The sequence below is a fragment of the Curtobacterium subtropicum genome, assembly GCF_030362975.1.
GTDB classification, from domain to species: domain Bacteria; phylum Actinomycetota; class Actinomycetes; order Actinomycetales; family Microbacteriaceae; genus Curtobacterium; species Curtobacterium subtropicum.
In genome coordinates this window covers 291364-305024 of sequence record NZ_JAUCMM010000001.1, presented here as the reverse complement: position 1 = coordinate 305024, position 13661 = coordinate 291364, and the positions used below count along the sequence as shown (strand labels likewise).

8 protein-coding genes and 1 tRNA gene are annotated in these 13661 nt (G+C 71.4%); 6 read left to right on the top strand and 3 right to left on the bottom strand.

Annotation, left to right across the window (positions count from 1 at the left end; translation table 11 throughout):
• The first annotated feature begins 4 nt into the window (after positions 1-4).
• On the top strand, positions 5-1723 hold the full coding sequence (locus tag QUG98_RS01380; protein ID WP_434533410.1) for an ATP-dependent helicase: 1719 nt from the start codon (positions 5-7) through the stop codon (positions 1721-1723).
• Here QUG98_RS01380 and QUG98_RS01375 read toward each other — a convergent pair.
• The gene (locus QUG98_RS01375; protein WP_289468853.1) at positions 1614-2471 is read right to left on the bottom strand and encodes a TOMM precursor leader peptide-binding protein; all 858 of its coding nucleotides are present in this window, start codon (positions 2469-2471) and stop codon (positions 1614-1616) included. The two genes, QUG98_RS01380 and QUG98_RS01375, sit on opposite strands and share 110 nt — an antisense overlap.
• A 60-nt stretch (positions 2472-2531) precedes the next feature.
• Entirely contained in the window at positions 2532-3971 is a 1440-nt protein-coding gene (locus QUG98_RS01370; protein ID WP_289468852.1) for a zinc-dependent metalloprotease, read from the bottom strand.
• A gap of 126 nt (positions 3972-4097) precedes the next feature.
• Here QUG98_RS01370 and QUG98_RS01365 point away from each other — a divergent pair, with 126 nt between their 5' ends.
• From QUG98_RS01365 to QUG98_RS01350, 4 genes are all read left to right on the top strand, one after another.
• Positions 4098-5207 (top strand): YlbL family protein, encoded by a 1110-nt coding sequence (locus QUG98_RS01365; RefSeq protein ID WP_289468851.1) that lies wholly within the window; start codon positions 4098-4100, stop codon positions 5205-5207.
• A 248-nt stretch (positions 5208-5455) separates the two neighbouring features.
• Entirely contained in the window at positions 5456-8473 is a 3018-nt protein-coding gene (locus QUG98_RS01360; protein WP_289468850.1) for a UPF0182 family membrane protein, read from the top strand.
• Between the two features lie 63 nt (positions 8474-8536).
• Positions 8537-8613: transfer RNA gene (locus QUG98_RS01355), tRNA-Met, on the top strand.
• A 96-nt stretch (positions 8614-8709) separates the two neighbouring features.
• A complete protein-coding gene (locus QUG98_RS01350) occupies positions 8710-9522 on the top strand; it encodes a carbon-nitrogen hydrolase family protein (RefSeq protein WP_289468849.1) in 813 nt (270 codons plus the stop codon).
• Positions 9523-10165: 643 nt separating this feature from the next.
• On the opposite strand, the gene QUG98_RS01345 is transcribed toward QUG98_RS01350, so the two are convergent.
• Positions 10166-11368 (bottom strand): aminotransferase class I/II-fold pyridoxal phosphate-dependent enzyme, encoded by a 1203-nt coding sequence (locus QUG98_RS01345; RefSeq protein WP_289468848.1) that lies wholly within the window; start codon positions 11366-11368, stop codon positions 10166-10168.
• A 223-nt stretch (positions 11369-11591) separates the two neighbouring features.
• On the opposite strand from QUG98_RS01345, the gene QUG98_RS01340 reads away from it, so the two are divergent.
• On the top strand, positions 11592-13607 hold the full coding sequence (locus tag QUG98_RS01340; RefSeq protein ID WP_289468847.1) for a S1C family serine protease: 2016 nt from the start codon (positions 11592-11594) through the stop codon (positions 13605-13607).
• Positions 13608-13661: the final 54 nt, after the last annotated feature.

The window sequence follows — 13661 nt, the reverse complement described above, 5'->3', positions numbered from 1 at the left end:
GCCCGTGCGGCCGCCGTCGCCGGACGAGCTGCTGGCCGCGCTCGACGCCGAGCAGCAGACCGTCGCCAGGACGCTGCTCGGCCCCGTCGCGGTGCTCGCCGGTGCGGGGACCGGCAAGACCCGGGCGATCACCCACCGGATCGCGTACGGGGTGGCGACGGGCACGTACTCGCCCAACCACGTGCTCGCGCTGACCTTCACGACCCGTGCTGCCGGGGAGCTCCGGTCACGACTGCGCGCCCTCGGCGCCGGGACGGTCCAGGCGCGCACCTTCCACGCCGCGGCCATGGCGCAGCTCAGTTACTTCTGGCCGGACACCGTCGGCGGACACGCACCGCGCATCGTCGAGTCCAAGGGCCGGGTCATCGCGCACGCTGCCGACACGGTCGGGATCCACGTCGACACCCCGGTGCTCCGTGACCTCGCCGCCGAAGTCGAGTGGCGCAAGGTGCAGATGCTCACCTACGACGAGTACGAGGCCGCCGCCGCCGACCGGGTGATGCCGCGCGACACCCCACCCCGGCGTGTGGTCGACCTGATGAAGGCGTACGAGCAGCTCAAGGACGACCGCCGACAGCTCGACTTCGAGGACGTCCTGCTGGCGACGCTCGGCATGGTCGAGTCCGAACCGCGGGTCGCCTCGTACGTCCGACAGCAGTACCGGTTCTTCGTCGTGGACGAGTACCAGGACGTCTCCCCGGTGCAGCACGACCTGCTCCGCGCGTGGCTCGGCGGCCGCGACGACGTGTGCGTGGTCGGCGATGCCAGCCAGACGATCTACTCCTTCGCGGGTGCATCGAGCCGGTACCTGCTGGGCTTCGGCTCGGAGTTCCCGCGCGGCTCCGTGCTGCGACTCGAGCGCAACTACCGGTCGACGCCCGAGGTCGTGCACGCTGCGAACACCCTGATGCGTGGGCAGCCCGGCGCGCTCGACCTCGTGGCGCAGTCCTCGGACCGAGGCCCGGAGCCCGAGGTGCTGCCGTGCGTGCACGACGGCGACGAGGCCCAGACCGTGGCCCGGCACATCGGGGGACTCGTGGCGGCGGGAGCGGCGTTCGGGGACTGCGCGGTGCTGTACCGCGTCGGAGCGCAGTCCGCCGCGCTGGAGTCCGCGCTCGGCCGCGCCGGCATCCCGTACCGGGTGCAGGGCGGCACGCGGTTCTTCGACCGGCCCGAGGTGAAGCTCGCGGTGCACCACATGCGCGGCGAGGCCGTGCGGCAGACCGACGACGAACTCACCCGTCGCGTCGGGCTCGTGCTCCAGCTGAGCGGCTGGACGCCGACGCCGCCGGACGGCACCGGAGCGGTCCGCGACCAGTGGGAGGCGCTGCAGGCGATCATGGGCCTGGCCGAGGCGTCGCCCGCCGGGACGACCATGCAGCAGTTCACGCAGGACCTGGTCGACCGTGCGGCGACGCACCACGAGCCGGAGCTCGACGCCGTCACCCTGGCCACGCTGCACTCGTCGAAGGGCCTCGAGTGGCCGCACGTCGTCGTCGTCGGCGCTGCCGAGGGGCTCCTGCCCATCTCGCACGCCACGACCGATGCCGAGGTCGACGAGGAACGCCGACTCTTCTACGTCGGACTGACCCGCGCGCGCCGTTCGGTCACCGTCACGTGGTCACGGCAGGGTTCCACGCGCGGGGGTGCCCGGGCGCCGAGTCGGTTCCTGGCAGCGCTCGACACGCACACCTCGGGTGCGGTGCCACCGGCCGCAGGCTGACCGCGAGGTCGTCCCGGTCGAACACGACCTGATCGGTCCCGGGCTGCTGCGTCCGCAGGGGCAGGCGCTGCACGAGCACCCGCACCGCGGCCGACGCGATCGCGGCGAGACGCCACGGCGACAGCGGCGCGGCGGGGCGGCCCCAGACCTGCGCGGCGAGCGTCGGCCACGCCGGGTCCTCGTCCACGCGGGCGTACTCGACGCACTGCAGGCAGGGTCCGTCGCCCGGGACGACCACCGGCCCGAGCCGGACCCGTCCGTCGCCGACGACGAGCGAGAGGTGCGGGGCCCCTCGCCGCGCCCACGCCGACCGGAGCGCCGGGTCGACGACGTGGTCGGCGACGACCACCGCGATCGACGGCGGCGGGTCGGGCAGCACGATCGGTCCACCGCGGGGTGCGGCGGTCCGGGCGACGGTGACGCCCTCGCCCGAGAGCATGTCGGCGACCACGTCGGCGAGGGCCCCGTCGCCGTGCACCTCGACCCGGGCGAGCGGCTCGGGCAGGACGTCGACGACCGCGGGGGAGGCGTCCCCGAGCACGCGGGCCGCGACCTCGGGCCGGCACCCGGTCGTGGCGGCGAGGGCGGTCAGGGCGTCGCGGCTGGTCTCCCCCCGCAGCGCGCAGAGGAAGCGTTCCTCGGCCACGGTCGGCACCGGGACGACCGCACGCGGCGGGTCGACGCCGAGCTGGACGGTCCCCGGGTCACGCCAGACGAACTCGAGCGTGGGGTCGATGCGGATGCCCATGCACCCACCGTGTCGCAGGTGACCGGCCCCGTGGGACCGGTCCCCGCGATCTGTGGAGAACTAGCGGGGCCCGGCACCGGGGGAGTCGCCGCCCGCCGTCCCGTCGTCCGCAGGGCCGTCGTCCGCAGGGCGGTCGCCCTCGTCCTCGATCCCGCCGTGCTCGTCCTCGCGCGGACGGTCACCGGAGGCGTCGTTGAGCAGGTCCTCGAGTGCCTTGTCGAACGCGTCGTCGTCGGCCGAGCGACCGGGGTTGCGCAGCCGCAGCACGAAGGCCTCCGGGTCGTCGACGTCCTCGGAGGTCGGTACGGCGTCGAAGTGCGACCAGAGTGCGTCGCGTTCCTCGGCGCCGAGCTCCTCGGTGACCCGCTGCCAGAGCGCCGCGGCCTCGCGCAGTCGGCGGGGACGGAGTTCGAGGCCGACGAGGGTCGCGAAGGCGGACTCCGCCGGACCACCCGCCGCACGGCGACGGCGGACCATCTCGGCGATCGCGTCGGACTTCGGCAGCCGCACGGTCGCCGCTGCGGTGACCGTGTCGACCCAGCCCTCGACGAGCGCGAGCATCGTCTCGAGCCGGCCGAGCGCGGCCTCCTGCTCGGGCGTGCGCGGCGGGATGAGCGCGCCGGACGCGAGCGCGTCCCGGAGCTGCTCCTGGTTCGTGGGATCGATCTCCGACGCGAGCTCCTCGACGCGGTCGAACGGGATGTGGATCCCGCGCGCGTAGTCGGTGATCGACGAGATGATGTGCAGTCGCAGCCACCGCGCCGACCGGAACAGCCGGGCGTGTGCGAGCTCGCGGACGGCCAGGTAGATGCGGACCTCGTCCTCGGGGACGTCGAGGCCCTCGGCGAAGTCCGCCACGTTCTGCGGCAGCAGCGCCGCGACCTGCTCGTCGAGGAGCGGCACGCCCACGTCACCGCCGGAGACGACCTCCTTCGACAGCTGCCCGACCACCTGGCCGAGCTGGATGGCGAAGAGGGCGCCGCCGACGCCGCGCATCGCCTTCGAGACGTCGCCGAGCATCGCCTTGAGCTGCTCCGGCGCACGCTGCTCGATCGCCTCGGTCAGGGCGTTCGAGATGCTCAGTGCCACCGGCTCGGCGATCTGCGCCCACACCGGGGTCGTCGCCTTCGCCCACTGCTCGCGCGTGTAGAGGCTCGGTGTCGCCGTCAGCTCGGGGACGCTGGTGGCCTCGTCCAGCCACAGCGCGGCGACCTGGAAGGCCTGGTCCGACGCCTGGGCGGTCGCGGGGTCCACCGGGTGGCCGCCGTCGCGGGCGATCGCGGTCGCCCGCTCGGACGCGACCGAGAAGTCGATGCCGTCCCCGCCCGACTGCGCCGCGCGCTGGAGCTGGCTCATCAGGTTCGCCACGAACGCCGGGTCGTTCGGCAGCCCCGCGGCGCCCGCGAGCTGCGACGGGTCGATCTGTCCCTCTCCGGAGAGCAGCTTGCGCAGCATCTCCTGGAAGTCGTCGTCCGGCCCCGGCTGCGGTTGATCAGGCATGACGACTACGCTAACCGCTGCTCACGGGGCCGCGCCTGGGATGCTCCCGAGGGGGCACCAGGACCGCTGCGCCGAGGGCGAACAGCCCGCGAACACGCGGGCGAACCGCCCCGTGGAAGGACGTCCGTGACCCTCTTCGCCCCCGCGCCCCGCCGCCGCTCCCGTTCGCGCACGGTGGGCTGGGCGTTCGTCATCGGGGCCGTGGTGCTCGCGCTCCTGGCGAGCTTCCTGCCCAGCCCGTACCTGATCGAGGTGCCGGGCCCGGTCTACAACACGATCGGCACGCAGCGGCAGGGCCAGGGGAAGGACGCGAAGGACGTCGAACTCATCCAGATCGACGGGGCGGAGACGTACCCGACCTCCGGTGCCCTCGACATGCTCACCGTCGGCATCCAGGGGGACGCGACGAACCGACCGTCGTGGGGGAGCGTGATCCGTGCGCTGTTCTCGCGCTCGGAAGCGGTGATCCCGGCGAGTGCGATCTACCCAGAGGGCACCACCACCGAGCAGGTGAACCAGCAGGACGCCGCGGACATGCAGTCGTCGCAGCAGTCGGCGGTCGCCGCGGCGCTGATCCACCAGGGCTACGACCTGCCGACCCGGCTCGAGGTCGGCTCCGTGCAGCCCGGGTCCGCAGCGGACGGCACCATCCGGAAGGGTGACGTCATCACGGCGTTCGACGGTGAGCAGCTCACGACGAACGTCGACGCCGGCACCCTGCGCGCCGCCGTCGCGAAGCACGGCACCTCGTCGCCCGCGACCGTGACGATCGAGCGGGACGGCACGAGCCGCCAGGTCGACGTCACCCCGCGCGCGGAGCAGGGCACCCCGCTCCTCGGGGTCGGCGTCACCGAGCGGTACGACTTCCCCTTCGACGTGAAGATCGCGCTGCAGGACGTCGGCGGCCCCTCGGCCGGCATGATGTTCGCGCTCGGGATCATCGACGAGCTGACGCCGGGCGAGCTCAACGGTGGGGAGCACGTGGCGGGGACCGGCACGATCACCGCCGACGGCGAGGTCGGCCCGATCGGCGGCATCCGACAGAAGCTCTACGGCGCGAAGGACGCCGGCGCGACCGTCTTCCTCGCACCTGCCGACAACTGCGACGAGGTCGTCGGGCACGTCCCCGACGGGCTCGACGTCTACAAGGTCGCCACGCTCGACCAGGCCGTCACCGACCTGCAGACGATCGCGTCGGGGAAGAGCACCGCCGGACTGGCGCGCTGCGGCTCCTGAGCCGGCCGACCCGGTGTCGCGACGTGCGCGCACGGCGCGGGTCGTGCCTCCAGGCTGACCGGTCGGGAGGCGCGGCCCGCCTTCCTGAGTCCCCGCACAGTTTCGCTGTCGGTCCGGACCAATAGGATCGGTGCACTGACGGCCCGCCGTGCCGGGCCCGCCGGTCCGACACGTCTGGAGCACATCAAGTGACGACAACCTCGTCCACCTCGGGCCCTGCTGGGCGGCGTTCGCCGCGGGTCCCGATCGTGGTCACGATCATCGTGCTGGCCGCACTGGTGATCGGCTTCTTCATCTTCGCCAGCCTGTACACCGACTACGCGTGGTTCGCGCAGCTCGGCTTCCAGCAGGTCCTCACCACGCGCTGGATCGCGGCCACGCTCATGTTCGTGGCCGGGTTCCTCGGCATGGCCGTGCCGGTGTACGTGAGCATCGCGCTCGCCTTCCGGTTCCGCCCCGTCTACGCGAAGCTCAACTCGCAGCTCGACCGCTACCAGCAGGTCATCGAGCCGCTGCGCCGCGCGGTGATGATCGGCATCCCGGTCGTCCTCGGCCTGTTCGCCGGGCTCGCGACCGCGGGCCGTTGGAGCATGGTGCTCGAGTACTTCAACCGGACGTCGTTCGGCAAGAAGGACCCGCAGTTCGGTCTCGACATCGGATTCTACGTCTTCGAGCTGCCGTTCTGGCGCTCGATCGTGGCGTACTCGTCGGCGGTCGTGCTCATCGCCGGCATCGCCGCGCTCGCCGCGACCTACCTGTACGGGGCCCTGCGCTTCGGCGGACGCGAGGTCCGCATCTCCAAGGCCGCGCGCATCCAGCTCGCCGTCACCGCGGCCGTCTACGTGGCGCTGCAGGCCGTGAGCCTGTGGCTCGACCAGTACGCCGCGCTGACGAAGGACAACCCGCTCATCACGGGTGCGCAGTACACCGACGTCAACGCCGTCATCCCCGGGCGCGAGATCATGGCCGGCATCGCGGCGATCGTCGCGGTCCTGTTCATCGTCACCGCGGTCATCGGCCGCTGGCGCATCTCGATCGTCGGCACCGGGCTGCTGCTCGTCGCGGCGATCGTCATCGGCGGCGTCTACCCGTGGATCATCCAGCGCATCCAGGTGAAGCCGTCCGAGCGCACGTACGAGTCCGCGTACATCGAGCGGAACATCAAGGCCACCCGCGACGCGTACGGCGTGAGCGGGGTCGAGGAGCAGAACTACGACGCGACGACCGAGGCGAGCTCGGGCGCCCTGGCACAGGACGCCCAGACCACGGCGAACATCCGTCTGATCGACCCCAAGATCGTCTCGGACACCTTCAGCCAGCTGCAGCAGTACCGGCAGTACTACCAGTTCCCGGACCAGCTGGACGTCGACCGCTACGACATCGACGGCCAGACCGAGGACACCGTGATCGCGGTCCGCGACATCGACCTCGCGGGCCTCAGCTCGCAGGCGAACACCCAGTACAACCGGACGTTCGTCTACACGCACGGCTTCGGCGTCACGGCGGCGTACGGCAACCAGCGGGCGAGTGACGGCAAGCCGGTGTTCCTCGAATCGGGCATCCCGTCCAACGGCAAGCTCGGCAACTACCAGGAGCGCGTCTACTTCGGCGAGACCTCGCCGCCCTACTCGATCGTCGGTGGCCCCGAGGGCTCGAAGAACATCGAGCTCGACTACCCCGCCGGTTCGGACGACAGCGACGGCGGCAACGCCACGACGACGTACCAGGGCAACGGCGGACCGAGCCTCGGCGGGTTCTTCAACCGCCTCGTCTACGCCGCGAAGTTCCAGTCCGAGCAGATCCTCCTGTCGGACGCGGTGAACCGCGACTCGCAGATCCTCTACGACCGCGACCCGATCCAGCGCGTGCAGAAGGTCGCCCCGTACCTGAAGCTCGACAGTGACGCCTACCCGGCGATCGTCGACCACCGCATCCAGTGGATCGTGGACGGCTACACGACGAGCGACGCGTACCCGTACTCGCAGAGCCAGAGCCTCTCGGACACGGTCGCGGGCACGGACTCGTCGGCGTTCAGCACCGACCAGGTGAACTACATGCGCAACTCGGTCAAGGCGACCGTCGACGCGTACACGGGCAAGGTGACGCTCTACGCGTGGGACACCCAGGACCCGGTGCTCAAGACGTGGCAGAAGATCTTCCCGTCGACGACCGAGCCGGTGTCGCAGATGAGCGCCGAGCTCCTCGACCACGTGCGCTACCCGACCGACCTGTTCAAGGTGCAGCGTGCGATCCTCGGCACGTACCACGTGACCAACGCGAACTCGTTCTACTCGGGTGACGACGCGTGGAACACGCCGCAGGAGACGACCACGGGCACCAACGACTCCGAGGCGAACACCGACACGGTGTCGCAGACGACGACGAACGCGCTCGGCACGAGGACCACGCCGTCGCAGGGCAACCTGCAGGACCCGTACTACCTGACGATGAAGGTGCCGGGGCAGGACACCGCGTACTCGCTGTACACGACGTACATCCCGCAGCAGTCGGCGGGAGCGAACAACCGCAACGTGCTGACGGGCTACCTGGCGGTCGACTCCGATGCGGGCGGTGCCGGCAAGGGCGAGAAGGCGGCGAACTACGGCAAGCTCACGCTGCTGACGATGCCGAAGACCGACAACATCCCCGGTCCGGCGCAGGTGCAGAGCCTCTTCAACGGTGACACCACCGTGTCGCAGGAGCTCAACATCCTGAAGCGCGGCAACTCGACCGTGAAGCAGGGCAACCTGCTCACGCTGCCGGTCGGTGGCGGGTTCCTCTACGTGCAGCCCGTCTACGTCCAGTCGACCTCGAGTGGTTCGTACCCGCTGCTGCAGAAGGTGCTCGTGGCGTTCGGCGACAAGATCGCGTTCGAGGACACGCTCGACCAGGCGTTGAACGAGCTGTTCGACGGCAACTCCGGGGCCGCTGCCGGTGACCAGGGTGCCGCGGAGGGGTCGGGTTCGACCGGTTCGGGCTCGTCCGACTCGGGAACCGGCTCGTCCGACTCGGGAACCGGCTCGTCCGACTCGGGCTCGTCGGGTTCGGGCTCATCGAGCGACTCGGGCTCTGCGTCCGGTGGGTCGGCCGGCTCGTCGAGCGGGTCGGGGAACCAGGCGCTCGAGCAGGCGCTCGCCGAGGCGCGCAGGGCGCTGCAGGACCGCCAGCAGGCCTACGCCGAGAACGACCTGGTCGCCGCGGCCGAGGCGGACAAGCGCCTGCAGGACGCCATCGAGGCCGCGACCGAAGCCGAGAACGGCAACTGACACGCCGTGGCGGGGCACTCGATTTGTGCCCCGCCACGGGGGTGTGTAGGCTATTGGATGTGCCGCGGGGTGGAGCAGTTCGGTAGCTCGCTGGGCTCATAACCCAGAGGTCGTAGGTTCAAATCCTGCCCCCGCAACCAAGCGTCACAACGAAGGCCCCGGTCCAGTCGGATCGGGGCCTTCGTCGTTCCTGTGCAGCAGGTCGTGCCGTGTCGGTGCGTGGCTACGCTCGGAGCATGGCCACCCTCACCGTCGCCGCCGCCCAGTTCGCACCCGTGGACGACGCCGCGGCCAACCTCCGGACCGTGCAGGCGGCCGCCGAGGACGCCGCCGAGCGCGGTGCCGACCTCCTTGTGACGCCCGAGTACACCTCGTACTTCAGCGCGGACCTCGACGACCGCTTCGTCGCCGCAGCGGAGCCGCTCGACGGTCCCTTCGTCAGCGGCCTGCGGGACATCGCGCGGCAGCACGCGATCGCACTCGTGGTCGGGGTCGCCGAGACGGCGGAGACGAACGGGCGGTTCCGGAACACCCTGGTCGCGGTGCTGGCCGACGGGTCGATCGCCGCGACATACCGGAAGGTGCACCTGTACGACGCGTTCGGCTCGAGGGAGTCCGACCGCATCGAGTCCGGCGGCGCCGACCAGCTGCCGGTCTTCGAGCTCGGCGGGCTGCGCATCGGACTCGAGACCTGCTACGACCTGCGGTTCCCCGAGGTCACCCGGCGACTCGCCGCACCGGAGATCGGCGCAGCGGACGTCGTCGTGCTGCCGGCGGAGTGGGTGCGCGGTCCCGGGAAGGAACTTCACTGGCGCACACTGCTGACCGCCCGTGCGATCGAGAACACCGTCTGGGTCGTCGGGGTGGGGCAGACCGGACCGATCGGCATCGGCGGGTCCGTCGTGATCGACCCGTCCGGCGTCGCGGTCGCCGCTGCCGGGGCGAGTGCGGGGACCGTCGTCGCGACGATCGACACTGCGACCACCGAGGCGGTGCGAGCCGTCAACCCCTCGCTCGCGCTCCGCCGCTTCGACGTCCACCCGCGCTGACCGTCGCGCGCTCGCCGCGGTTCCCGCCCGCGCTGCGGTTGCCGCGCGCGTCGCCGTTCCCGTCACTGGTCCCGGTCCCGTCCCCGTCCCCGTCCCCGTCTCGGTCCCGAGCGGGCGGAAGGCGCAGGCTGATCGTCTGTCCTGAGCCGTTTCCGCCCGTTCGTGGTGGTGCTGGTCGGTCCGGCTGTTCGGGGTGTCGTCGAGCGGGCGGAAGGCGCAGGTGGATCGTCCGTCTCGAGCCGGTTCCGCCCGTTCGTGGTGGTGCTGGTCGGTCCGGCTGTTCGGGGTGTCGTCGGGCGGGCGGAAGGCGCAGGTGGATCGTCCGCGTCTCGAGCTGATTCCGCCCGTTCGTGGTGGTGCTGGTCGGTCCGGCTGGGCGGGGTGTCGTCGGGCGGGCGGAATCGGTGCTCGTGCGAGGCGCGGGGAGCAGGTCGTGCCCGCTCGGGGGTCGGGACAGGAGGGCGGGACCTCGGGGGAGCGACGAGCGGGCGGAAGCGGGCAGGGCGACCGTCTGATCAGCACGGGAAAGGCCCGCTCGCGGGGACGGCAGGAGCTGCAGCTCGGCCTCGCGGGGGCGTGGCACCACGGGCGCTCGGAAGGGCTCCCGGGGAGTCGGACCCGTGTCCGTCCGGGGCAGTCAGCGTCAGCGTGCGGGGGAGAGCGCTGCGAGCCGCGTGGCTGCCTCGGCGAGCACGTCACGTCGCTTGCAGAAGGCGAAGCGCACGAGCGACCGGTAGCCCGCCGCTCGCTCGGGTCGGACGAACGCCGACACCGGGACGCCCACCACGCCGGCGAGCTCGGGGAGGCGGAGGCAGAACGCGCGAGCGTCGTCGTACCCGAGCGGTGCGGTGTCCGCCAGGACGAAGTAGCCCCCGTCGGGACGCATCACGTCGAAGCCAGCGGAACGGAGTCCGGCCGCGAGCAGGTCGTGCTTCTCGGAGAGCTCGCGGGCGATGCCGTGGTAGACCTCGTCGGGCAGTCGGAGTCCGGTCGCGACCGCGGGCTGGAACGGGGCACCGTTCACGAACGTCAGGTACTGCTTGACCGAGACCACGGCCTCGACGAGCGCGGGGGCAGCCGTGAGCCAACCGACCTTCCAGCCGGTGGTGCTGAAGGTCTTGCCAGCACTCGAGATCGTGATCGTCCGGTCCGCAGCGCCGGGCAGGGTCGCGACGGGGACGTGCGGAGTGCTGAAGGTCAGGTGTTCGTAGACCTCGTCCGTGACGACGAGGGCGTCGTGGCGCTCGGCGAGCTCGAGCACGGTCGCCAGGACCTCGCGGGGGAGCACCCGGCCGGTGGGGTTGTGCGGCGTGTTCACGAGCACGATCCGCGTGCGGTCGGAGAAGGCGGCACGCAGGGTGTCCTCGTCCGGCAGGAAGTCCGGAGCGGTGAGGGGGACCGTCACGTGCGTGCCCCCGGCGAGACGGATCAGCGCGCCGTAGGCGTCGTAGAAGGGTTCGAAGGTGACCACCTCGTCGCCGGGTTCGACGAACGCGAGCAGCGTCGCGGCGAGGGCTTCGGTCGCGCCCGCGGTGACGAGGACCTCGCGGTCCGGCTCGACGGACAGGCCGTACCAGTGGGCCTGGTGCTCCGCGATCGCCTCGCGGAGCTCGGGCGCCCCGCGGCCGGGCGGGTACTGGTTCACCCCGCGGCGGATCGCCTCGACCGCAGCGTCGAGCACCTCGACCGGGCCGTCCTGGTCGGGGAACCCCTGTCCGAGGTTGATCGCTCCGGTCGCCGCAGCGAGTGCGCTCATCTCGGCGAAGACCGTCGGGGCGGGGACGCCGTCGGGGCCGAGCAGCATCGCCCCCTCAGCTGCGCGGAGCCAGGGTCCGGTGCGGTGCATGGTGGGTCCCTCCGGTGCGCCGGGCGCAGATCGACGCCCTGGAGGACCCCAACCTAGTAGGACGGCGCAGTGGCCTGGCCTCGACACGTCACGATCCGTCGCGGGACCGGGAGCACTTCCACAGCCCACGCATAAGATCGCCATAGGTCGCTTGCAGCCCCGCCAGGAGCACCGCACAGGTGGACGCGGAAGACTGCAGGAGCTTGAAAGGAGCACGTCCAGCATGACCGACACCACGCCTCACGGCCAGGGCGACGAGAACCGCCCCCAGGACACCGACCACCGGGCCGCAGCCGAGGACGCCTCGCGCGACACCTCCGGTGAGGGCACGTCGACGCAGGACGTCTTCGGGCAGCCCGCCGTCCGCCGAGCGGACCACGACCACACCGACGTGATCGACCACGCCCACGCCGACGAGACCGACGTCATCCCCACGGGGACCGACACCGCGACGGACCGCTACACCGCCCCGTACCCGACCATCGACGGTGACAGCAGTGGGTCCGACCATCAGGCCAGCCCCTACGGCTCCGACAACGCGCACCACGGGCAGGCGGCGGCGAGCGGTTCCGGTCAGGGTCAGTACGGCCAGGGCCAGCAGTACGGCCAGAGCCAGAGCCAGTACGGCCAGAGCCAGCACCAGTACGGCCAGAGCCAGCACCAGTACGACCAGAGCCAGCACCAGTACGGCCAAGACCAGTACGGCCAGAGCCAGACCCCGTACGGCCAGAGCCAGACCCCGTACGGCCAGAGCCAGACCCCGTACGGCCAGAGTCAGAGCCCGTACGGCCAGGGCCAGTACGGCCAGGGCCAGAGCGAGTACGGCCAGAGCCAGTACGACCGTCCCCGGTACGGCGAGTACGCACAGGGCACGTCGCAGTACGCCGCCCCGCAGAGCGCGCCGTACCCCGGGTCCGCCCAGGCGCCCTCATCCGCCAGCGCCTTCGGCGACGTCGACGGCTCGAACCAGCGCAACGGTCACTACTTCGGCGGTGCCGCCGCCGGCGCAGCGACCGGGAGCGCCGCGGGCGCCGCCACGAGCACCGACGGCAGGAACGGCCGCAACAAGCTCGTCCTGCCGATCGTCGCGGGCCTGGTGCTCGCCGGCCTGGTCGGTGGTGGTGCAGGCTGGGCCGCGGGAGCGTCCCAGACCGGCACGACCGTGATCGGTTCGGGCTCGTCGCAGAGCGGCGGCAACCTCACGGTCAACGACTACAACAACGCCACCGTCGTGACCGCCGTCGCCGCGCAGGCGACGCCGTCGGTCGTGACGATCAACGTGTCCTCCGGCTCCGCGGGCGGCACCGGTTCCGGCGTCTTCTTCACGAAGGACGGCTACATCGTCACGAACACCCACGTGGTGACCCTCGACGGTGACAGCGCGAACGGCACCATCACGGTGACGACGTCCGACGGCAGGATCTACCCGGCGAAGCTCGTCGGCACGGACCCGACGGTGGACCTCGCGGTCATCAAGATCGACGCGACCGGCACCAAGCCGATCTCGTTCGCGGACTCGTCCGACCTCAACGTCGGCGACACCGCGGTCGCGATCGGTGCGCCGCTCGGCCTGTCGAACACCGTCACCGACGGCATCGTCTCGACCCTCAACCGCAGCATCCAGGTCGCCTCGAGCGCCCCCAACCAGGGCGGCGACTCGAACGAGGGCGGCAACGGCGACAGCCCCTTCGAGTTCCCGGGCAACGGAGGGTCGTCCACCTCGACGACGGTCTCGCTGCCCGTGATCCAGACCGACGCGTCGATCAACCCCGGCAACTCGGGTGGTGCCCTGCTCGACTCGAAGGGCAAGCTGATCGGCATCAACGTCGCCATCGCGAGCGCCGGCAGCTCGCAGTCGTCGGACTCGCAGTCCGGCAGCATCGGTGTCGGGTTCGCCATCCCGTCGAACCTGGTGGAGCGCGTCGCGAACGAGATCCGTGAGAACGGTTCCGCCACGCACGGTCTGCTCGGTGCCACCGTCGGTGACGCCTCCGAGGACGCGAACGCCACCCAGACGGGCGCGCTCATCAAGTCGGTGTCCTCCGGTGGGGCAGCGGCGAACGCCGGTCTGCAGAAGGGCGACGTCGTGACGAAGATCGGCTCGGCGTCGGTGGCGGACGCCACCGACCTGACCGCGCAGGTCCGCTTCTTCGCCGGTGGTGCGAAGACGACGATCACCTACATCCGCGACGGTCAGACGCGCGAGGCCGACGTCACGCTCGGGACGTACAAGAGCTGACGCGACGGACGACGGACGGGAGGCGCGGTGCCGGCTGGCACCGTGCCTCCCGTC

Excerpts from the sequence above, each read along its gene's own strand:
- QUG98_RS01375 (WP_289468853.1), bottom strand. The coding sequence starts at position 2,471 with ATGGGCATCCGCATCGACCCCACGCTCGAGTTCGTCTGGCGTGACCCG.
- QUG98_RS01370 (WP_289468852.1), bottom strand. The coding sequence starts at position 3,971 with ATGCCTGATCAACCGCAGCCGGGGCCGGACGACGACTTCCAGGAGATG.
- QUG98_RS01350 (WP_289468849.1), top strand. The coding sequence starts at position 8,710 with ATGGCCACCCTCACCGTCGCCGCCGCCCAGTTCGCACCCGTGGACGAC.
- QUG98_RS01345 (WP_289468848.1), bottom strand. The coding sequence starts at position 11,368 with ATGCACCGCACCGGACCCTGGCTCCGCGCAGCTGAGGGGGCGATGCTG.
- QUG98_RS01340 (WP_289468847.1), top strand. The coding sequence starts at position 11,592 with ATGACCGACACCACGCCTCACGGCCAGGGCGACGAGAACCGCCCCCAG.